This is a genomic window from Bradyrhizobium sp. Leo78, from assembly GCF_059512425.1.
The window spans coordinates 22,296-41,041 of the sequence record NZ_JCAMOT010000011.1; the positions used below are offsets into that span (position 1 = coordinate 22,296).

Genomic DNA, 18,746 nt, shown 5'->3' on the forward strand with positions numbered 1-18,746 from the left:
CTGAACAGGCAATCTGCCGATGAATTGAGATAGGTCCGATGATGCTGGCTGGCCCAGAATGGGCCATTCGCGGCCCCAAATGAGCCGCCCCCGGCAAAACCGGGCCATCGCGGACAATTTGCGCGGCTTATACGGGAGCGCCTCCTTTTCGTCAATGTCGGCCAGCGCGGCAAAAGCGGTTCTTCGAAAGGTCGTAATTCGCGGAAATAGTCCTGATTCTGTGGGGTTGTTGTCTATGTGGCCCGGCGTTAGCCGGCTGCATCCGGGGCACATGGAACCGGCTTACATTAGCGATCCGTAATTTGACCGGCGATGGTGCACGGCAGCATGCTGAACATGCGCCAAAGAAGGCCTATATCGTGTCAGTGACCGACGATCAGCCGACGACGGAGAAGTCTCGGGCGCAGCCGGTGTACCGGCTTGGCCTGTCCGGCAAGCTTCTGCTGCTCACGATCCCCCTGGTGATGATCGCCGGGATGCTGATCTATGTGCCCGCGATCGCCAACTTCCGGATGAACAGGCTGAACGACCGGCTGGCCGCGGCCAACACCGCGGCGCTGGTGCTCGATGCCGCGCCGTCCGGCTATGTCCCGGAATCGTTGGCGCGCCAGATCCTGACCAGCATCGGCGCCCGTGCGGTGGCGATCAAGATGGGCCAGCAGCGGCGGCTGCTCGCCAGCGCCGACCTGCCGGCTGCGATCGACCATGACGTCGACATGCGCGAGATGTCGGTGTGGTCGGCGATCGTCGATGCATTCCAGATCATGCTGGAGCACGGCGACCAGACCATCCGCGTGGTCGGGCCGGCGCCGGGCCAGGCGCAGTTCATCGAGGTCGTGATCGACGAGAAGCCGCTGCGGCAGGCGATGTACCGCTTCTCACGCAACGTCTTGATCGTCGCGCTCTTGATCGGGGGCCTCACCGCGGGCCTGGTCTATCTCGCCCTGCATTATTTGTTCGTGCGCCCGATGCGGCGGCTGACCGCGAGCCTGATCGGTTTCCACGAAAACCCCGAAAGTTCGGCGCGGATCATCGTGCCGAGCCAACGCGGCGACGAGATCGGCGTCGCCGAGCGCGAGCTTTCCGACATGCAGCGCGACCTGGTTTCGATGCTGCATCAGAAGAGCCGGCTGGCGGCGCTGGGGCTCGCCGTCTCCAAGATCAATCACGATCTGCGCAACCTGCTTGCCTCCTCGCAGCTTCTGTCCGATCAGCTCGCAAGCGTCCCTGATCCCAGGGTGCAGCGCTTCGCGCCGAAACTGTTGCGCTCACTCGAACGCGCCATCGCCTTCTGCCAGTCGACATTGTCCTACGGCCGCGCCCAGGAGGCCGCTCCCGACCGCCGCATGATCCTGGTCGAGCCCGTCGTCGTCGAGGTGCGCGAATCGGCAGGGCTTGCCTCGGATGCCTCGATCACCTGGATCAGCGCCATCGAGCGCGGGCTCGCGATCGATGCCGATCCGGACCAGCTGTTCCGTGTGCTGCTCAACCTCGTGCGCAACGCGGCGCAGGCGCTGGAGAGCCGTCCGGCGACCGACGGCGGCGCCCAGCAGATCCGCATCACCGGCCGCCGCGAGGGGACAGTCGCGATCATCGAGGTCTCCGACACCGGCCCCGGCGTTCCCCAGAAGACCCGCGATCACCTGTTCGAGGCGTTCCAGACGTCCGGCCGCCCCGGCGGCAGCGGGCTCGGCCTCGCGATCGCCGCCGAGCTGATCCGTGCCCATGACGGCGAGATCAACCTCGTCGAAGGCACCATCGGCGCCACCTTCCGCATCGCCATCCCCGACCGCCCGGTGGAACTCCAGATCGTCCGCACCGAGCGCGCACGGGCCTGAGGTGCCCCGAAACGACCGGAAACCCCGGACTTTTTCCGTTCGGGGGGGCCGCTTCCGGCTCAAATCGATTCCAGAACCCCTATTCCAGACCTTGCCAACCGGACCCGGAGCCTGTAGCTAAAGCGCTCTTTCGCTGGTGCGTCCGAGTCTCTCGGACAGACCCCGGGCTCTCAAAGCCCCTCACGCGAAAACGCGCCCGTAGCTCAGCTGGATAGAGCATCAGACTACGAATCTGAGGGTCGGACGTTCGAATCGTTCCGGGCGCGCCATCCACATCATTGATTGGCATTGCGTTTTCCGTTTCTGCTCGGCGCCTTGGCGGTGCCGGTTTGCAGACGGTTTGCAAACTTTGTTCTCGGGCTGTGCTCGAAATTGAAGATCGCCTGCTCAGCGAGCCCGTGCGTCCTCGCAAGATATCGTTCCAGAATTCGGTAGACCGTCTTAAGCGAATGCCCGGTAATCGTCGCGATCTGCTGCGGCGTGCAGCCAGCTTCGGACAAGAGCGTCACGGCTGTGCCACGCAGGTCGTGGAAGTGCAGTTCAACGGGCTCGTCCAGTCCAGGCAGGCTCACGGTCTGCAAGCCGGCCTTAGTCATGGTCCGGTCCCAGAGTGTGTTGAAGTAGCGCGGCTTCAATGACTGGCCGGTCTTCGTCGTCAAAATCAGGGTCGAGACTTGCTTCATGCCGTCGAGCATGCGGCGCAAGGCGCGGGTGCACGGGATGTGGATCAGCGGCGCCGACTTTCCCTTCCGGCGTGCCTTGCCTTGCCGCAGTTCAATATGTTCGCTCTTGTAGGCGGACCACGGCAGGCGCAGCAGATCGCCCTCACGCTGGCCGGTATGAAGTGCCAGGATCAGCGCGCGCTGCAGCTCGATCGGCGCCACCTTCATGAAGGCCGCGATGTGTTCGGGCAGCCAGATAATCTCTGAGCGGTCGACATGGTACAGCCGCTTGAAGCCACGCAGATGGTTGGCCGTCAGCGTGCCGCGGTCGACGGACCATGTCAGCATTGCGGAGATTGCGGAGAGCCGATTATCGGCCTCGCGCTGCCCGGATTTCCGCGCGACTTTTTCGCGCCAATCGAGCAGGTCTTTGCGGACACGGGGATCATCGAGAGCGGCAATCGGCATGGTGCCGAATTCGGTCTCTGCCTTCGTCAGCATGCGCTTGTACTCAGCCTGCGTCGAGGCGGCGAGCTTCTGCTCGAACTCAATGGAAGTTGTGTAAGAGCGGATCAGGCTGTTCAGCGTGCCCGCGTGGCGATCGCGGATTAGCTTTTCGGCCGCCGCGAAATCGGCAATGAACTCGTGCTCGCCAGGCTCGCCGTGCAGACGTTTGCCTGTTGCTCGATGATACCAATACGTTCGGCGGGTGCCGTCCTTGAGCGTTTTGTAGGTGGGAAAGACGCCTTCGATATTAGCCCTGACCACGTTCCCGCCTCCATTGATCGAGCGGCGTTAGGGTGGCTGCATCCTGCTCCGGCGTCTCGGCGAACACAACGATCTTTCCGCTCTCGATCTCGACCCGCGCGACCGACAGACCGGCCGCCACCACGGCCAGCACGGCCTTGGTGACGTCGGTCTTTTTGAAGGTCTGCCGGGCGCGGGACATGGATCAGCGCGCCGTCTTCTCTGCTATCCCGGCGAGCAGTCCGGTGCTGCTCTTGCCTGCGCTGCGGCCCTTCTTCTCCGCCGCAGCCCGATCCCTAACGCTGCGGACCAACTCCGCCGTCATCGACGTGCAGTTATACTTGGCCCACGCCTGCAACTGTTCGCGCACGTCGGCGGGTACATTCAAGTTCAGTGCAATCATCTCTCCAAAGCCTCGATGCGAAGCAGATTAGTTGTAGAAATAACCGTGATGCGTTCGATACTGATCGGCAACAGGGAACCCGTTTGCGCGCCTACGTGAGCCGCTACGGTGATCACAACTTAGAGAACAGCAAAAAAGCCCGCCGGGTTGCGGCGGGCCTTGGCGTCGAGACGTGGGCGCGATCAGCGCGCGGTAACTTAGAGCGCGCCGATCTCTCCCAGGAAGCTGGACAGGTTTTTATTCATCATCTCGACAGCGAGATTGACCGACCGAACGAGACCAGTCGCCGAGGTAACGTACCCGATCTCGCCGTCGTCGGTCGTGAGTGAGACGAACACTTGACCATCACCGAGATATTGAAAGCTTTTGGACTCCGCCCTCGGCGTGCGCGTGATGATATCTGCAGCCATTAATTTTTCTCCAAAGTTGGAACAACAAAACATCTATCGGTGACGAGTCCGTCACCGCTCAGTGAATTTAATGGTCTCCTTGGGGAATTCGGCTTTGCGAAAGCTGGCCGCTTTGCGCGAGCGGCACACCATGCTGCTCCTACGCGTGGCGCTCGTCAACTGCACCGTTTAGGTGCATACTCGCGAAGCTGATCGGAGTGAGAGGTAAAAGGCGCCGAACACGATGCGCGAAGAAATGGAAGAATGGCTAGCGTTGAAGACTTCGTCGGGGAAGTGTTCGACAGGATTGCTTCATCAGCTGGTTTATCACTACGAAAATAGAACCCTGCACGTTCACCAGATCTTGGATGAGATTGCGATTCTAGAAGGCGTCTCACCCAAGCGTTCACTGACGAAGCCTGAATCCGAGTTAGGCCGACCGCCACTGCGTGGGCTCTGGCACAAGCATTTCATGCAGCCAGCATACATTGCGAAGAATCTGGTGAACTATTGGAATCCCGAAAAGCTGGAACAGCTAGAACGTGAAGTGCCACGCGATCGCTGGATCCATCATTTCGTAATCGAGGGATATTCACAGCGCGCCGGTAACGCACCCCCGAGCGAAGGCCTCCAGCCAGCCCTTACCGGACAATGGATCGTTTTCGCAAAGCATCAGGGCATCAATTATTACCTGACCCTGGGTCGGCATGGCGAGGATGAAGAGATTTGGAGGCGGTGTCGGGCTTGCGCGCCTGAGTTTCCTGATTTGAGCATTCTTCAGGAAGACAGGCTGAAACCGAACAGCTCCCGGGCCGGACCGTAGCAGCACCCATCACCGGCTTCCCCGCGTGTTCACGGCGCCATCGTCCCCGGATCGAAGCTGACATCGGACTTGGCCACTTCGCCGCGCGCCGGCCTCTTGCCGGTCCATTCGAAATGCATCGGGTCTTTGCGGCCTCGCCAGTCGCCGCCCCATGACAGCCCATGCTTGGCAGCCATGTCCGAGACGTTGTCCGGCAGGTTTGTGTGAAGCAGCCCGTGGCGCATCGGGTTTGCACCTGGGTTGATATCGATGGCGTTGCCATAAGCATGCTGGGATAGGCGGTTCGATCCGGCGATGTTGCGATGGTTGTACCCGCCAAGCGAGTGGATTTTGTAGCCGCTCGCTTCGAGGTCCGCGAGAAAACCCCGGAAGGACTCGGCGGCATCCTTGTGGACCACGACCGGCTTGCCGCTCGGCGTATGGATCGTGACGAGATTCTGGCCCGGTGCACCATACTGGCCGTGCATGAGATTCGCGCTGCCCCGTCCGGATGTCGGTGCAGTAGCTTCAGGCGATGATGGTGGCGCTGCCGGATTCTCGAACTGCGCCTTGCGTCTGGCAACCTCGCGGCCCCAGCCTTCGCGAAAGCTCTCAGGCGTCTGCGCACCATGCATGCCGGGATAGGGGTTGCCCGCGATGTTCGTTAGGGCGCCGCGGGTGAAATGACCCATGCCTTGTTGATGGATCATGTAGCGCTCGGCCTCGGTTGGATCGCGGCCGAAGCGCTGTTTGAAGTCGGCGGCATCAGCCTCGAACTTGGCGGCTGCGGCCTCGGCGTTGTCGCGCGCGGAGTAGATGTTGCCGTCCGGCTTACTGAAGCGCCGCCATTCCTCGCCGCTCAGTTGAAACAAACCTTTGTGCGGGTTTGCCGCGCGGGCGTTTGAAGATGGATTCATGTCGCTCTCGATCGAGGCGACGCCCTTTAGGAAGTTTGGGTCGATACCGTGCCTTTTGGCGGCATCCTGGATCGCCGCATCGACCTCGGCCGAGCCGCGCCGTACCGGACTGCCGCCTGTTTCAGGTGCCCGCGGTGCACGCGGCACCGGCGGATCGGTGTCGCCTTCGCCGCCGAAGCGTTCGCGCGGCTTTTCGTCGTGCGGCTCGGCGCGGTGCTCGTGATGCTGCTGGCGCGGCCCATGACGATGCTCGGCGCGGTGATGCTTGACACCGTGGCGATGGCTGCCATGACCGTGACCGTGAGACGGCGGCGCGTCGGCATCGCGAGCGCCGAGATTGCGCCCAGCAGCACGGCCCTGCGGCTCGTAGCCGTCAAGGTCCGGTGCAATGTCGCCGAACAGGTTCACGGTGCCGGCCTCGCCGGTCTCGATCGTCATCGTGCCGACAACGACGCCGTCGATCGTGATTGTGCCGGTCTCCTTCAATTCAGCTCCGATCCAGACAGCGGTATGAAGCCATTCGCGACGAGGTCGTCCAGCAGCGCGCGCAGGCCTTCCGCGGAAAGCTCGCTCGCGCCGCAGTGCTTCGCAAGAATTGCGTCAGCCAACTCGACCGCAACATCCCGGTGAATGTCGTGCATCGCCATCGCGCCTTCTACGTCGAGATTCAAGATTGATCGCCTCATTGGTCATACATCGGCGAAGTTATGGTCCCCCGCGAAGTAGCGGCCGGAGCCATCGGGTGATGGAGCCCCGGTCGGGAAGCCGTAGAGCTGTTCGAGCTGATCGGAGATCGCCTGCGCCAGCGTGCGGCCGTCGATGTTCAGGTTAGTCGCGTTTTGGATGTGAATGTTGCGATTGGTGCCGGGGACGAACCGCATCGGCTGGTTGAGGCCCTTGCCGACCGAATCGCCGTCAGCCTTGCCGGGTCCGTTAGGATTGCCGAACCAGCCCCGCAGCCTGCCGGGGATGCTTTCCAGCCATTCGATGAAGCTCATGATCGCGTTCTTGATGCCGTCGAACGCGGCGACGATGGTCTGCCACTGGACCTTGGACAACTCGTGCAGCGCGGCGGCGACGGCGCCGAGCCCGGGGACCGCGCTGATGATGGTGGTCGCAACGTTCTTGATGGTCTCGAAGTGGTTCTTGATCGACTCCCAGTTGACAGCGACGAATGCTCCAAGGGCGATGACGGTGGCGCCGATCAGTGCCGGCACCGTGGCAAGACTTGCCAGCGAGATAGCGCCGAGGGCGACGAATCCCGCGCCGATGGCGGCGACAACTCCGAAGATCGCCTTCATCGTCTCGGGCGAGATTCCGGAAACGGCCCCCGTCATGCCGTTGATCGCGCTGGTCAGCTGCTTCAGGACAGCCACAACGTTCTCACTCTGCGGGCCCGCGACGGCGACGAGAAGATTGTTCCAGGCGTTCTTCACCGCCTCCATGTTGGCGGTGATGCTCTTGTCCTGAATCAAGTCGAACGATCCGCCGGCTCCCATGCCTTGCGCCATTCGCGCGCGCTCGGCGATCATCTGCTGCATCCCGATGGCTTCTTCCATCGTTAGCCGCTGCGTCGTCTGACGCCCGGTCATGCGCATAATGGCCTGCTGTTGCTCGATCGGATCAGTGATGCCCCGTTTGGCAAGCTCCTCGTTGATCTTCTGCGCGAAGGCGAGTGGATCTTGTCCGATCAGATTTGTGAGTCGGTTCGATGCTTCCTTCGAGATAGAGACGTGGCCGCCCTCGGAGGACCACTCATCGGGCTTGAGGAAGCCCATCTCCTCCAATCCATGAGCGGTGCGTTTCATCATGGTGCCACCGGCGAGCTGCTGCCACAGCGACAGATACGCGGTGCCGGCGCGGTGACCGCCCATCATTTGAGACTGTATGGCCAACGTGAGGAAGCCCTGATCGGTCAGGCCACGCATGGTCGGACCACCCTGTTGCGCCAGCGCGAGGAGGGCGTCCTCATTAACCATGCCATGCGTCGCCGCTTTGATGCGCGCAACCGTATCGAGAAACGCGGTCAGCTTCGCTGGGTCGATATTCTTTGTGATGGGGTCGGTGATGCGGCCCGACATTTCGCCGGCGCGGATCACCTTCTGCAAGTTACCCGTCACATCGCCTTGGAAGTGGGCGTCGGCCTGTTGCGTCCATGCGTATTTTGCGAGCGGCTCCCAGGTCTCCATCGCCTCGTGCTCGCCCATGATCGAGTACGTGGATCCCGGGATCTTCAACAGGTCCTGTACCTTCATCGGCACGCGACGGGAGATGTCGAATGCTCTGTTGGTGAGATCACCGCTTGCGGCGGCGTTGCCGATGTCGCCACCGAGGCGCTGCAGTTTGATCAGCTCGTCCTGAAATTCCCGGGTCTTGTCGACGAGCTTTCCCATAGCTCCCAAGATCGTCGCGCCGGCCAGGATGCCGCCGACACCTAACAAGGCTTTCGACCATCCGGCAAAGTTGTTCTCGATATCTTTTATTTTCGTGCCGAGGCCGAGCATGTCGCGACCGATGATCGCGAGGACCGGACTGACGCCGTTGGCGAGCGCGATAGTGACCCCAATTTTGTAGGCTTCCACGTCACTACTCCTCAAAATGATGCGCGCGTCGGCGACCTTGTCCGTTCAATGTCCAATTTGCGCGAAGCACGGAGGTCACCTTTCTGAAACCCGACCCGCGCGCCGGCCGAGCAAGGAATTCCCTCGCGCAAAACTTGCTCGCGGGCCGCTGTTCATCCGAGCTAACCCGCGAGAAGCTCGAGCGCACCAAGCGGTTGGATGGGCCGCGGCTCTGCTCGAAAATAGAAGATGGCGGAGAGCTGGAAGGAAACAGCTCTCCGCCGAGCGCGGCCAGCGGAGGCGCTGAGGGAGCCAAGGCGGCCGCGCTGTTCAAAATCATGTCTCGCTCTCCGCGAGTCGTGCAGATAACTTCAATGCGGGACCCCCGGCATCGACGCGCCGAATCGCTTGCGCCATTGCCAAACATCGACGCGAGGGATCGAGGCGAGCGAGTCCGATCGCGACAATCTGTAAGCCAGATTCGATCACTTCCTCCGCCGGCCGTCCGCTGCTCGCGTTGGCGGCGGCGTCGCACATTGCGGCGAATGTCGACATCAGACGCTCACTCCGCTGATGACATTTCTCCAGTTGGCGCCGTCCCAGAAGATGACGGCGCCAGCGCCAGCGTTGAGCGTCGTATCGATGTAGAGAGTGCCGGCCTTGATGCCGATGGGGCGCGCGGCTGTCGTGCCGCTCAACGCGATGGCGACGAACCCGGCGTTTGCAAGCACGCCAGCGTCGCCGCTGAAGTCGCCCTGGATATCTAGCGCCGCCCCGAGCGTCACCGCGTATGCGCGTTGTGTAGGCGCCGGAGGTGGTGGGATCAACACCATGCCATTGACGTTGTCGTATGACGCGGCCAGGGTGGTAGCGAACATTCTAATGGTCATTTTCTCTAACTCCAGAGAGCGACAACGCCGCCGCCAGTGCCCAGTGCGGTGTTGGTCGACATGATGCGTCTTACCTGTATCTGCAGCTGAATAGTGCCAGGCGCTATCGGGATCGTAACCGCCACACCATCAGGATCGTTCGCCATGATCACGGCGATGCCGGTAGCGCCTGATCCGGCGGTGACCAGAAGAGAACTGGTCACGTGTGGCAGGTCGTTGTTGTTGTCAGGCGTAACCGCGATCGCGTGGCGACCAGCGCTGATCGGCTCGACAGTGGTCGCGAAGAACGGGTCAACGGCGGTCTTGGGCATTGTTCACTTCCTTGCGTCGAGACGCTCCAACTGTCGGGCAAGTCCCTTGCGAAGCAAGTCGCTGTCGCTCGGCGCGCTTTTGCTTGCGGTCGACTTGGCTAGCATGCGCCGGGCGAGATCTGTTTCCATCTTGCGCAACCATGTGGCCTCGTCGTCACCGTGATGGTATAACTTTTCGATTGGATTCATCGTCGTCATTACTTGTCCTCCATTTTTTCCAGATCAGCCCGCAGCTCTGCGAGTTTAGATTTGTGAAACGCCGCTGCTCGCCGATCTCCGGCGTCGTCGTGTAGCCACCGCTCGATTTTCAGGATCTCGCGTAGAATGCGGTTACGTTCCCGATCGGCGGCGGTCAGCATCACATCTGCTCCTGCTTCGTGCCGCTGATCGGAATGCGGCCGGCGGCGGTCTTGACTGCCAACACCGATGCAGCCGGGTCCGCGCTCGGCTCAAAGCCGATGCGCTCGCGCACCTCGTTCAGCGTCAGCGCGCCGCAGTCGGCATACGTCGAGAGGATCTGGGCCTCCTTGGCCTGATCGACTTCGTTCTCCTCGACCCATGCGAACTCAACTTCATCCGCGCCGAGCTGATCGGAAATGATTTCGTTGAACAGATCGGCGCACCAGTTCTTGACCGGTTCTAGCCCCTCTTCCTCGCCGGTGCGCTCTAATTGCTCGGCGATAGCGCGGTTCGAAAGCGCGACCAGCGCGTTCGGTGGATACGAGAACGCGAAGCAGACGACGCGAGCGAGCCATTCATCAAATTCGTTCTTTAGCGGCGCTTCCCTGAATTGCTGAAGCTTGCCGTCTCCGGCCATGAATTTGATGCGCCGTCTTTGGCCTAGGTTGCCGACGAACAAATTATCCCAATAATCTTGAAATCTCTGGACTTGATCGGGAGTCCAACTCTCCGGTAGGCCGTAGATGCCTTCCGGCATGTTGCCTTCACGGTAATACTCCAGCTGATGCATCGCTCGGGCGATGGCGAGGCGCGCCGTGACCATCACCTGCTCGACCGGGCTGAGGCCATAATCGTGGCCCGGCCGCGGATTCATCGGCCGATAGATCAAATCGCGGGTGGTGTAGTTGATCGCCGGCATGCCCTTCAGCACCTGCTGATATGCCGGCGGATACAGCCAGCCGTCGATCAGCTCGTGCCGCTGAAAGCCGAGAGCGAACACATTAGATCGGTCGACCGTTTGGCCGAGCCATTCAAAAGGTTGACCTTCCCAAAGGAACGGACCCGGACGCGGAGTCTGGCCCCATTCGTCTAAAACGCGTTTGATAGTGCTTCCGTCGAGAACTGTGAGATCTGCAATGCCACCGATACGGTTGCGACGAACGTGCAGTGTCGGCGCATCGATGACGAATAGGTCCTCCAAAAGAGATCGAAGCCACGGCCGGAAGCCGAGTTGCCAACTTGGCCGCTTGAACAGTCGGGTTACCTCGCTGATGGTGTTGCGGAGTTGTGGCGATAGCTCCGACGCCTTTGGTCGACGTCGATCATGGCCGTCATGCTTAGCCCTGATCGTCCAGGGCAGTCGCGTGATCTGATCTTTTCGCCGTTCGATTATCAGCCGGAGAATGTCGCAGTTATCGGCAAGCGCGCGTAGCGCCGCGAACCCGACCGCCTCTTCCGGTCGAGGTTGAGTTGTAAGGTTGATTCCGGGCATGAAGTCGCGAACACGACCGGCGACTTCGGGCGGTGCAATCGGACGCATGGGCTGGCGCGGACCGAACCAGTCCGCCGAGCCCGAGCCGGGCGGCGCAGTCGGCGCCGCGATCTCGGACTGAGTCAGATGGCGGGCTAGGCCTCGCTCGGTCTGGACCAAGGCCTTCGTTATATCGTTGTCATCCCCCGCCATGTCTTTAAATCCTGTGTCGACCGGCTTGCGCTGCGACGAAGCGGCTTCTGGCGGCCACCGCGTCGAGCAGATCGCACCGAACGTTGTAGGCGTCCATGATCGCCGCCGTCTTGATGACCGTCTCGCGATGAAGCATCCCGACCGCGCCGGCACCGTACTGTTCGAGTAGGCGATTTGCCTCGCGCTGAACGCAGACCGCGAGATTCGCCGGCAGCGAGACGACGTCGTTGCGAATTGCGGTGACGATGAGATCATGCATCTGCCGAAGGTCGGCGATTGCCTCGTCCAGCTGCTGACCTGCGGCACGATACTCTCGCGCCAGCGTCTCTCGGTCGGCGTAGACTAGGATTGCTTCCGTGCCGGCGAGCATGCGCCGGATTCGGGTGATGCTTCTATCAGCTTTAAAAGATTTCATGCCTGCCCCCATCGTACGCGATGCGCGTGCTGTAGCTCTTCCATCAAGGTTTTGGGACGTGAGTCCTCGATCGCCTGCAGCATGTCGCTGATGCGAACGCCTTGCGTCGCGTTGCGCGGCGCGTACCCCTCGGACTTTGCCTTCTCTTCGAGCACGGCGAGCAGCTCGCGGTTATGATCTCGAAACGGGCTCGTCGGCACTGCTAGCATGTCGAGCGCAGCGGCTGGATGCAGCCAGACGAAGCACTGCGTGCCGTCGCCCTCGACCGGGTAAAGCGTGCCTTCCACCATTACGTGAGAGCACGCGGTCGGCACGTTCACCTTCACGAAGCCATCGCTTCGACGCGCGGTCATGCGGCCTCCTCGCTTCCGAGATCACGGGCCAGATCGGGATTGAGAAGACGCCACGCCGGGATCTTGAGCAGCTCGCGGGCCTGCGCTTGGGTCATGGTGGCCAGCGTCCGATCGCCAGCGTTCATTACCGATGCGATGCCGTATATCGTGGGCGCGGACCCGGGCGGCACCGTGAGCGAGACCAGCGGATCCGCCGTGAAGGTGTAGGCGCCGAGAGCGGGCCGTGGCTGCTGTGGAGCGCCGAGCATCCGCTCGACCTGCCGCTGGTAGAAGATGAGCATGCCAGGGTCAGCCGTCCGGCATGATGCGCTGACCAAGGCGATTGCCGCGGCGTTGATGACGTCATCATGTCCACCAGCCGGATGGTTCACAGCATCCTTGCCGGTTCGCCCGACGCGGCGCTCAAGGTTGCAAAGCTGGGATATCAGGCGAGGCTGATCGAGTAGCGCGATACGGCCCGGCGTATTGAGCGCCGGCACCATGGTCAGGTAGTACTCAGAACGAGACATCGGAGCGAGCTGGTACTCGATGCCATGAACGGCGAAGCGCTCGCGCGGCCACATGCCGCCATACGCATCCCCGGTGACTGTGTTGATGCCGTCGTAGTGCCGGCAGATCGCGGCAATCTCTGCCGTCACGACCTCCGGCGAAAACGGCGGCCGCCATTCGGCGACAAGATCGAGCACTCCGCGCTCGCCCTCGGCATGCGCGATTGCCATCGTCATGGAGTCGCTGCTGCCGCCGCTCGGGTCGACTCCGGCTACATACTTGACGCCCTGCATCGGGGGCAACTCGGTGACGCCGGATGTCACACAGGCGTCGACGGTCGCGGGATCGATGAGGCTGACAAGGTCGTCGCGGAACTGGGCGTCAAACTCGGCCCGGGCTGCGGCTGGGTCCTCGTCCATCTGCCGCTCATACTCGCCGCGATCGAGACTTGGATTCATCGCGAATGATGACGCCTGGATCACAAGAACGTCGTCCGAGTCCCGGCCAAAATGCGCGCGATGGCGCGTGTAGAGCAAGCCGGCCTTCCTGTATGGCGAGCTGATGCCGATCAGTCGTGACGTCGGTAGGCGCAGGCCGGGCAGGATCGCCCTGTACAATTCGAGATCGGGCGAGCTGGTGTCACCACTGTGGAAGAAGGCGCATTCGTCCAGGATCGCAGTCAAGATCGGCCTACCCCTGACACTGCGGAAGTTGCCGGCTAGAACCGTGACGTCGACCCCATTGTCGAGCTCGAGCCCGTCCTCTGTCTCACGCTGCACCATTCGCTTGAAGGCCGGAATGCGTTCAAAGAATGCGCCGACATAGTTTCTGATGATTCTGGCCTGATCCTTGTCGACCGCAACACACAAGACTAGGGCGCGCTCGCCAGGACGCAGCACGCTCGGATCGAAGGTTACGGAGTCGATCGTGGCGGCGCCGGAGGCGATACTGTCTTTGCCGCCGCCTCTGCCAACAACGGCCCAGAACTCACGAACACGGCGCCGAGGTGGTTCGCGACCTCCGGCAATCGACTTGAAGAACTCGGACTCGGATGCCAACAACGGCAGGCCGTCCATCGCCTTCGCGGCTGTGCGCCAAGCGTTCCAGGATCCGCCGCGATACCACGGCTCGAATGGACCACCGGGTGTCATGGCGTCGGCGAGGTGCATCAGGTCGCTCCGTCGCTACGCTGGAAGCCGTTCAACCACTCGGTGGCTGAGAGCCCAGGCGCCGGCTTCGCTGGCTCTGTCGGTGGCGGCCTGAAGCCGGATGCGCGCTGCAGCTGGACTATCAAACGCCGCTCTTCGATATCGCTGCGGCCGACCGAGCGAAGCCTGTCCGCGCGAACATGCGCCGCGGCCAGGGTTGCGGCCGTGACCCGGTCCATGGCGGTCGCCGGCCTGCCGAGACCATCGAGAAGCTCGGCAACTAGGCGTTGACGCTTCAGCTCATCCTCGCGCGCGATCTCTTTCATTCGAGCAAGGCCGCGGGCCCTGACGGCTGGAGATGGGGCAGGATTCGACATTGGCGCTCCGGATGCCGTTCGCACTATGTTCTGTGGCAACATAATGGCACGATTTATGCGTGTCAATAAGCCATTGATTTCGCACCTGTTTGGTGCGGCGGCTTATGGCCCAGATGAAGCAACGGCCATACCGGAACCGCGGCTAGATGCGGAATTGACTTTCTGGCGGTGGGTTCCGCAGCGGATGCCCCAGGAAGGCCAGCGGAAGGCGCTGGAGTGGCCTTCCATTTGGCGGGTGTACAAGCCCGTCCGAGGCCACGCCGCGCGCTGGGCGGCCGCGGCTTCAATGGCGCGGGGCAAGCGAAAGCCCCGCCGTCCGATCGGAAGCGGGCCGGTCATAGTCTCGACGGTGGAGTGCTACGTCCGAGCCTCAGTCCGCGCGATCGAGAATCCGCTTCACGCTCTTCGCGTCGATCTTCGGGATATTGAACTCGCTTGCCCACACAGCTGCGATCTCGCGAAGACTCTTGCCCTCGCTCTGCAATGCCCTGCCGCGGGCCAGCGCGGCCTGCTCGTGCGCGTTGGCGACGAGGCGCCTGTCCTTTCCATCGCCCTCGACGTCGAAGCCGAATGGCCGCTTGCCGCCGTTGAAAAGGCGCCGCGAGGCACGGTGACGCTTGACGTCGCGCACGCGCTCGCGGATGCGATCGCGCTCGTTCTCGGCGACCGCTGACAGGATGGTAAAGACAAGCTTCGAAATGCCGTTTCCGGTGACGTCGCCGCCCAGGTCGATCATGTGCAGCGCGACCTTGTCGTCCTTGAGCTGCTCCAGCGTGCCGAGTGCATCGGCCGCCGAGCGGAAGGCGCGATCGAGCTTTGCGGTGATAATCACATCGCCGGATTGGAGCGAGGAAAGTAGGCGCTGGCCTTCCGGCCGATCGGCGAGCGGGACCGAGCCGGAGATGCCGGCCTCGATGAAGAACTCGGCGACTTGCCAGCCCTTCATCATGGCATACCCTGTGATCTGCTGGCGCTGTGTATCGAGGGAGAGGCCTCCATTGGCCTGCTCGGCGGTAGAAACCCGGCAGTATCCAAATACTCTCATGGCGGGCCTCTGTGGCGTTGCTTTAGCAATGCCACATTATGGGCAATGCCACAGGCCAAAGCAAGCGGAAAACGCGCGAAACGGTCCAGGTGCCGGCGCGTTGTTGTTGCGTGGTGCAAGCTGCGTTCCCCGGCGCCGCCGATTCCCCGCACTAACCAACGAGCGGCGTCGGGGCCTCCACGAGGCGGCCTCGAAGGCCGGTGGAGCGGGGAGCGGCCGAAAAATTTGGGGGCCGGCGGGTGTGCGTACTACTGTCCAGAATCAAAAAGGCCCGCGAACGGGCCTTAGTGCTTACTTCGGAGGCTTGCCAATTTCGACGCTTGGGCCTGGATCCATTTCACCCAGCATCTGATGCTGCTCGGGCGTCAGCGTGAACAGAACCCCGCGGTGCTCCCACAGAGCCTCGCGCGCGCGGACCCGAAGGGCCTCCTCACGCTCCTGTTCCGTTTCCACGTAGAAGTAAGCCAGAGCCATCTCACACCTGCCTAGCGTAATAAATAGTCCCTTTGATAGTTTCCGCAACCGAAAATCCGAGGAGCTGGTATTTTGGTAGTGCGCCCTCCACGGGGTTCCTTAGTTTAACCCTTTGACGCGCAATAAGTTTCGCATACCGGTCGGCGGCATCGACGGCAATCTGGGCAACGTAGCCGGCAAATGGATTATGACCTGGGGCCCTTTCCAGGTAGTGAATGGTGACGTTATCCGGCCCTCGCGAAGCTCTCCCGACCGCTAACCCGTACAGCTGGCTGCCACGCCATAGCGCGAGCTCGAAGCGGCGAAAGTAGGGTCTGTTTTGGCCTACGATCCGACGCCAGGGTAACGTCCAATTGGTGGCTGCCACTAGGGCCATGGCGTCGATTCCAGCGAGGCTAGCAGTGGCCGCCTCTGGCGGCATAAGACTCTGCCTAGCTAAATACCTGACGGCGGCCTGGGTGAATTGCCGTGCGGTTTCCCTATGTATTTCATAGCGACGCGCATTCGAATCGGCAGCTTGTTCTTGGGCCCCCATATGATCGAGCTAACCTAAAGTTGCTCGACAATCAACGTGCGTGTGCCCACGCGCCCGTGGTGGCGCGCTCCTCAAAGATCGTTCTGAGATGGCGAGGGAGTGTGCGCGGCTTGCGCTGGGCACTTGCCGGCTTCGTCCCTTGATCTATACAGTTCTCGGCGACAACTGGGGCGGGAACATGGGCAGGCAGATTGGTGGTTGGATCGCGTGGACGGCGGCATTTGGCATTGCCTTCTTCCTAGTTAAATACGGCGTGGCCTACGTCAAAGGCGAGGAAGTTGGACTTACCGGCGCGATGCGCGATGGATTCGTCGGTGCGGCGATCAGGACGTGTGGCGAAAAGCAAGCGAACGAGCCCGCCAACGCTGGGATTTCGAAGGCGATCCTCTCGATGTATTGCAATTGCTACGCGAACGGGATCGCCGACCGGGTGTCCGAGAATCAATTGCGAGCGACCTCCGATTTGCCCGCCGGTCAGAGATTAGCGGCGCTGCAGCCGGTTATCGACGCGGTGTCACCCGTGTGCCTTGACGAAGCTAGAAGAGCTATCCCGACGGCGAAATGATCCTTCATCACTATCGCGGCCTCAGCCGAAGGGAGGTTCAAGCCCGCGCGCCCGCTTGGGCGGCGCGCTCTTCACCGCTCCTCCGTGTCGTAATGTTGACGGTTTGGATGATGGGGCCGCGACGTTTCTAAGGTACGGGCCGATGTGGTAGGGCCTTCGCGCCACGACACTGAGGAGGCTATGAGAATGCCGGGCGGAACGACCTTGTGCCCTGTGTGCAACGGGAAATGTGTATGTGTAGTCTGCGAGGGGCGGATGGAAATCTTTATAGAGCCTAACAAGAAAGAATGGGTTTCTTGTCCGGTTTGCTGCGGCGATCCGAACAAACACGAACGTATGCGCGGCGTTTGTCAGAACTGCGAGGGTGTTGGCGCCGTCGACAAGCCTCCTCAACTCTGAGTCTGTGAGCCCCGCGCGGTCGCCTGGGGCGCCGCGCTCCGACATGGGACATGAATTTGGGACAGGAGACATTGCCGGGACATGTCCCGTTTGTCCCAAGTGTCCCATGTCCCGGCCCCATGTTGCGATAGCATGCGTGGGACACCTGCGCGCGCCTGAGGGCGTGCTCGGCGTCCCACCCTCGACATCGGTGCCGCTGAGCGCCGAGCGCAGCCCGTGCGAGCACGGCGCGTTCAACGAGCTTGTGCTGCTGTGATCGCCGTTCTGCCGAGAGGCGCCGGAATCAAGAATGGCGCCGGGATGCTGATAGCCAGAAGGCCTGCCTTTTTGTGCAGGAAGTACGTGGAACGCTTCATTCCGAGCAGTTCCCAAGGCTTTGGACTCGGTTGCGTCACGCTAAATTGCGTCACTTCACTTAAAGACTCTATAGCCGGTGACGCATTTTTCCGTGACGCGCGGTAGTCCAACGCGCGTTTGGCGTCTTGTAGCCTGATATGCGCCTTCTTTTCATCAGGCGAGAGATCGAGTGCGGGCCGGCCACGCCTGCGGCCGGTGCTCTTCGCAGCTCGACTGCGCCGCTTGCACTCGGCGTTCTTCGCGCGCCGGATACCGAGCCTGATCTCATAGCTGAGATCGTCGCAGGCACCGATGAAACGCAGGCCGAGCCTAGTGCGGTCGCTGACAGTGATCTCGAGCACGGCGGCCGACTCGTCGTCGCTGTACCGCGTGTTGGTGGCCCCGCTCTCGAGGCCGACGATCAGCTGGTTGAGATCGGTCGGCTTCAGCCACGGTGCCCATTTGCGGCACCAGTTGCGGACGCTGTGCTTTGGATCGCTCGGCTTGGCCAGCCACGCCATGCAGGCGCCCCACTGCAGGATGCACTGCCCTCGGCGGCCTTGCGGCAGCACATCCCAGCCGTGATGAGTGAATATCCTGCGCGCCTCCTTGAGCCGACCTCTGGCGCGTATAGTGGGTGTGTCGTCGGTGGCGGTGTTGGAGTCGATCCGCTCGAAGCGCTCGGCCTCCGCGCGGGCGGCATCGGCGAAGGCGTCGTTGATTTCATCCAGGGTGACGTCGGTGGCGCGCATGTTCGCCACCTACTTGATGATCACGAGCGCGGCGCTTTTTCCCCGGCTCGGTCCCTGTTCGTCTTGACGCGCTTCGCTGGGCTTCTTATGTCTGTGAAAGTTCATTGCATCCTCGCAGGTCAGTGGACTTGAGCGGTGTGGTGCCGGCTCAGTTGGGTTAATGAGCCCCTCCGATTGGTCGTCGGAGGGGTTTCTCTTTTTGGTCATGGGCCCTGCGAAAACCCGGACCAGTCACTCATGTAGTGACGCGACCGTGATCGCGCCACTTTTCATGTCGCCCGCTTCGGCATCTGTAGACGTGAGAGATGACGCGGCAGTGGTGGTAGTTCTTCGTGGTCATAGATCGCGTTGCCGTATTTCTCGCGCAGCTCGGCGAGTCGTCGACATAATTCCTCCGGTGTGATTTCCCTCGCGCAGGCGGCGCGCCACAGCGCGACACGCTCAAGACTCGCATGGTGGATCTGGTCGAGCTGG

At 61.8% G+C, this 18,746-nt stretch carries 22 protein-coding genes and 1 tRNA gene; 4 read left to right on the top strand and 19 right to left on the bottom strand.

Features of this window, described 5'->3' with window-relative positions; all coding sequences use genetic code 11:
- The first annotated feature begins 359 nt into the window (after nucleotides 1-359).
- Together AC5ZG1_RS16405 and AC5ZG1_RS16410 are read left to right on the top strand one after the other, a co-directional pair.
- Entirely contained in the window at nucleotides 360-1,838 is a 1,479-nt protein-coding gene (locus AC5ZG1_RS16405; RefSeq protein ID WP_130226089.1) for a sensor histidine kinase, read from the top strand.
- Nucleotides 1,839-2,030: 192 nt separating this feature from the next.
- Nucleotides 2,031-2,107 (top strand) — tRNA-Arg (locus AC5ZG1_RS16410).
- Between the two features lie 6 nt (nucleotides 2,108-2,113).
- Here AC5ZG1_RS16410 and AC5ZG1_RS16415 read toward each other — a convergent pair.
- The 4 genes from AC5ZG1_RS16415 to AC5ZG1_RS16430 all read right to left on the bottom strand — a co-directional run bounded on the left by AC5ZG1_RS16415 (nucleotide 2,114) and on the right by AC5ZG1_RS16430 (nucleotide 4,060).
- The gene (locus AC5ZG1_RS16415) at nucleotides 2,114-3,268 is read right to left on the bottom strand and encodes a site-specific integrase (protein ID WP_496133477.1); all 1,155 of its coding nucleotides are present in this window, start codon (nucleotides 3,266-3,268) and stop codon (nucleotides 2,114-2,116) included.
- Nucleotides 3,255-3,449: a hypothetical protein gene (locus AC5ZG1_RS16420; RefSeq protein WP_394565170.1), complete on the bottom strand. Its 195-nt coding sequence runs from the start codon at nucleotides 3,447-3,449 to the stop codon at nucleotides 3,255-3,257. Before AC5ZG1_RS16420 ends, AC5ZG1_RS16415 begins: the two co-directional genes overlap by 14 nt.
- 3 nt (nucleotides 3,450-3,452) lie before the next feature.
- Entirely contained in the window at nucleotides 3,453-3,650 is a 198-nt protein-coding gene (locus tag AC5ZG1_RS16425; protein WP_394565171.1) for a hypothetical protein, read from the bottom strand.
- 197 nt (nucleotides 3,651-3,847) lie between these two features.
- Complete coding sequence (locus AC5ZG1_RS16430) at nucleotides 3,848-4,060, bottom strand: hypothetical protein (protein WP_496133478.1); 213 nt, start codon at nucleotides 4,058-4,060, stop codon at nucleotides 3,848-3,850.
- Between the two features lie 223 nt (nucleotides 4,061-4,283).
- Between AC5ZG1_RS16430 and AC5ZG1_RS16435 the strand changes: the two genes are divergently transcribed.
- The gene (locus AC5ZG1_RS16435; protein ID WP_496133479.1) at nucleotides 4,284-4,862 is read left to right on the top strand and encodes a hypothetical protein; all 579 of its coding nucleotides are present in this window, start codon (nucleotides 4,284-4,286) and stop codon (nucleotides 4,860-4,862) included.
- A 29-nt stretch (nucleotides 4,863-4,891) separates the two neighbouring features.
- Here the strand turns inward: AC5ZG1_RS16435 and AC5ZG1_RS16440 are convergent, their stop codons facing one another.
- From AC5ZG1_RS16440 to AC5ZG1_RS16505, 14 genes are all read right to left on the bottom strand, one after another.
- The gene (locus AC5ZG1_RS16440; protein ID WP_496133480.1) at nucleotides 4,892-6,244 is read right to left on the bottom strand and encodes a M15 family metallopeptidase; all 1,353 of its coding nucleotides are present in this window, start codon (nucleotides 6,242-6,244) and stop codon (nucleotides 4,892-4,894) included.
- The gene (locus tag AC5ZG1_RS16445; RefSeq protein ID WP_394565175.1) at nucleotides 6,241-6,405 is read right to left on the bottom strand and encodes a hypothetical protein; all 165 of its coding nucleotides are present in this window, start codon (nucleotides 6,403-6,405) and stop codon (nucleotides 6,241-6,243) included. Before AC5ZG1_RS16445 ends, AC5ZG1_RS16440 begins: the two co-directional genes overlap by 4 nt.
- Before the next feature lie 42 nt (nucleotides 6,406-6,447).
- A complete protein-coding gene (locus tag AC5ZG1_RS16450; RefSeq protein WP_496133481.1) occupies nucleotides 6,448-8,262 on the bottom strand; it encodes a phage tail tape measure protein in 1,815 nt (604 codons plus the stop codon).
- Nucleotides 8,263-8,873: 611 nt separating this feature from the next.
- Nucleotides 8,874-9,209, bottom strand: coding sequence for a hypothetical protein (locus AC5ZG1_RS16455; RefSeq protein ID WP_496133482.1), 336 nt, complete (start codon nucleotides 9,207-9,209; stop codon nucleotides 8,874-8,876).
- A gap of 5 nt (nucleotides 9,210-9,214) precedes the next feature.
- Nucleotides 9,215-9,520, bottom strand: coding sequence for a spike base protein, RCAP_Rcc01079 family (locus AC5ZG1_RS16460; protein ID WP_496133483.1), 306 nt, complete (start codon nucleotides 9,518-9,520; stop codon nucleotides 9,215-9,217).
- Between the two features lie 3 nt (nucleotides 9,521-9,523).
- Nucleotides 9,524-9,718: a hypothetical protein gene (locus tag AC5ZG1_RS16465; RefSeq protein ID WP_496133484.1), complete on the bottom strand. Its 195-nt coding sequence runs from the start codon at nucleotides 9,716-9,718 to the stop codon at nucleotides 9,524-9,526.
- Complete coding sequence (locus AC5ZG1_RS16470) at nucleotides 9,718-9,879, bottom strand: hypothetical protein (protein WP_496133485.1); 162 nt, start codon at nucleotides 9,877-9,879, stop codon at nucleotides 9,718-9,720. Before AC5ZG1_RS16470 ends, AC5ZG1_RS16465 begins: the two co-directional genes overlap by 1 nt.
- On the bottom strand, nucleotides 9,879-11,384 hold the full coding sequence (locus tag AC5ZG1_RS16475; RefSeq protein WP_496133486.1) for a phage portal protein: 1,506 nt from the start codon (nucleotides 11,382-11,384) through the stop codon (nucleotides 9,879-9,881). The genes AC5ZG1_RS16470 and AC5ZG1_RS16475 overlap by 1 nt, the downstream gene beginning before the upstream one ends.
- 4 nt (nucleotides 11,385-11,388) lie before the next feature.
- A complete protein-coding gene (locus AC5ZG1_RS16480; protein ID WP_496133487.1) occupies nucleotides 11,389-11,811 on the bottom strand; it encodes a hypothetical protein in 423 nt (140 codons plus the stop codon).
- On the bottom strand, nucleotides 11,796-12,152 hold the full coding sequence (locus AC5ZG1_RS16485) for a hypothetical protein (RefSeq protein ID WP_496133488.1): 357 nt from the start codon (nucleotides 12,150-12,152) through the stop codon (nucleotides 11,796-11,798). The genes AC5ZG1_RS16480 and AC5ZG1_RS16485 overlap by 16 nt, the downstream gene beginning before the upstream one ends.
- Entirely contained in the window at nucleotides 12,149-13,810 is a 1,662-nt protein-coding gene (locus AC5ZG1_RS16490) for a terminase large subunit domain-containing protein (protein ID WP_496133489.1), read from the bottom strand. Before AC5ZG1_RS16490 ends, AC5ZG1_RS16485 begins: the two co-directional genes overlap by 4 nt.
- Complete coding sequence (locus AC5ZG1_RS16495; protein WP_496133490.1) at nucleotides 13,810-14,115, bottom strand: hypothetical protein; 306 nt, start codon at nucleotides 14,113-14,115, stop codon at nucleotides 13,810-13,812. The genes AC5ZG1_RS16490 and AC5ZG1_RS16495 overlap by 1 nt, the downstream gene beginning before the upstream one ends.
- A gap of 421 nt (nucleotides 14,116-14,536) precedes the next feature.
- Nucleotides 14,537-15,211: a recombinase family protein gene (locus tag AC5ZG1_RS16500; RefSeq protein WP_496133491.1), complete on the bottom strand. Its 675-nt coding sequence runs from the start codon at nucleotides 15,209-15,211 to the stop codon at nucleotides 14,537-14,539.
- A 291-nt stretch (nucleotides 15,212-15,502) separates the two neighbouring features.
- Nucleotides 15,503-15,685: a hypothetical protein gene (locus tag AC5ZG1_RS16505; RefSeq protein WP_496133492.1), complete on the bottom strand. Its 183-nt coding sequence runs from the start codon at nucleotides 15,683-15,685 to the stop codon at nucleotides 15,503-15,505.
- Nucleotides 15,686-16,359: 674 nt separating this feature from the next.
- On the opposite strand from AC5ZG1_RS16505, the gene AC5ZG1_RS16510 reads away from it, so the two are divergent.
- The gene (locus tag AC5ZG1_RS16510) at nucleotides 16,360-16,785 is read left to right on the top strand and encodes a hypothetical protein (protein ID WP_496133493.1); all 426 of its coding nucleotides are present in this window, start codon (nucleotides 16,360-16,362) and stop codon (nucleotides 16,783-16,785) included.
- A 632-nt stretch (nucleotides 16,786-17,417) separates the two neighbouring features.
- On the opposite strand, the gene AC5ZG1_RS16515 is transcribed toward AC5ZG1_RS16510, so the two are convergent.
- Nucleotides 17,418-18,272: a hypothetical protein gene (locus AC5ZG1_RS16515; RefSeq protein ID WP_496133494.1), complete on the bottom strand. Its 855-nt coding sequence runs from the start codon at nucleotides 18,270-18,272 to the stop codon at nucleotides 17,418-17,420.
- Between the last annotated feature and the right edge of the window lie 474 nt (nucleotides 18,273-18,746).

Coding starts and splice junctions, on each gene's coding strand:
- AC5ZG1_RS16480 (WP_496133487.1), bottom strand. CDS start 11,811: ATGGGGGCAGGCATGAAATCTTTTAAAGCTGATAGAAGCATCACCCGA.
- AC5ZG1_RS16430 (WP_496133478.1), bottom strand. CDS start 4,060: ATGGCTGCAGATATCATCACGCGCACGCCGAGGGCGGAGTCCAAAAGC.
- AC5ZG1_RS16485 (WP_496133488.1), bottom strand. CDS start 12,152: ATGACCGCGCGTCGAAGCGATGGCTTCGTGAAGGTGAACGTGCCGACC.
- AC5ZG1_RS16420 (WP_394565170.1), bottom strand. CDS start 3,449: ATGTCCCGCGCCCGGCAGACCTTCAAAAAGACCGACGTCACCAAGGCC.
- AC5ZG1_RS16460 (WP_496133483.1), bottom strand. CDS start 9,520: ATGCCCAAGACCGCCGTTGACCCGTTCTTCGCGACCACTGTCGAGCCG.
- AC5ZG1_RS16425 (WP_394565171.1), bottom strand. CDS start 3,650: ATGATTGCACTGAACTTGAATGTACCCGCCGACGTGCGCGAACAGTTG.
- AC5ZG1_RS16465 (WP_496133484.1), bottom strand. CDS start 9,718: ATGACGACGATGAATCCAATCGAAAAGTTATACCATCACGGTGACGAC.
- AC5ZG1_RS16490 (WP_496133489.1), bottom strand. CDS start 13,810: ATGCACCTCGCCGACGCCATGACACCCGGTGGTCCATTCGAGCCGTGG.
- AC5ZG1_RS16495 (WP_496133490.1), bottom strand. CDS start 14,115: ATGAAAGAGATCGCGCGCGAGGATGAGCTGAAGCGTCAACGCCTAGTT.
- AC5ZG1_RS16505 (WP_496133492.1), bottom strand. CDS start 15,685: ATGGCTCTGGCTTACTTCTACGTGGAAACGGAACAGGAGCGTGAGGAG.
- AC5ZG1_RS16515 (WP_496133494.1), bottom strand. CDS start 18,272: ATGCGCGCCACCGACGTCACCCTGGATGAAATCAACGACGCCTTCGCC.
- AC5ZG1_RS16475 (WP_496133486.1), bottom strand. CDS start 11,384: ATGGCGGGGGATGACAACGATATAACGAAGGCCTTGGTCCAGACCGAG.
- AC5ZG1_RS16500 (WP_496133491.1), bottom strand. CDS start 15,211: ATGAGAGTATTTGGATACTGCCGGGTTTCTACCGCCGAGCAGGCCAAT.
- AC5ZG1_RS16445 (WP_394565175.1), bottom strand. CDS start 6,405: ATGGCGATGCACGACATTCACCGGGATGTTGCGGTCGAGTTGGCTGAC.
- AC5ZG1_RS16470 (WP_496133485.1), bottom strand. CDS start 9,879: ATGCTGACCGCCGCCGATCGGGAACGTAACCGCATTCTACGCGAGATC.
- AC5ZG1_RS16435 (WP_496133479.1), top strand. CDS start 4,284: ATGCGCGAAGAAATGGAAGAATGGCTAGCGTTGAAGACTTCGTCGGGG.
- AC5ZG1_RS16450 (WP_496133481.1), bottom strand. CDS start 8,262: ATGCTCGGCCTCGGCACGAAAATAAAAGATATCGAGAACAACTTTGCC.
- AC5ZG1_RS16455 (WP_496133482.1), bottom strand. CDS start 9,209: ATGACCATTAGAATGTTCGCTACCACCCTGGCCGCGTCATACGACAAC.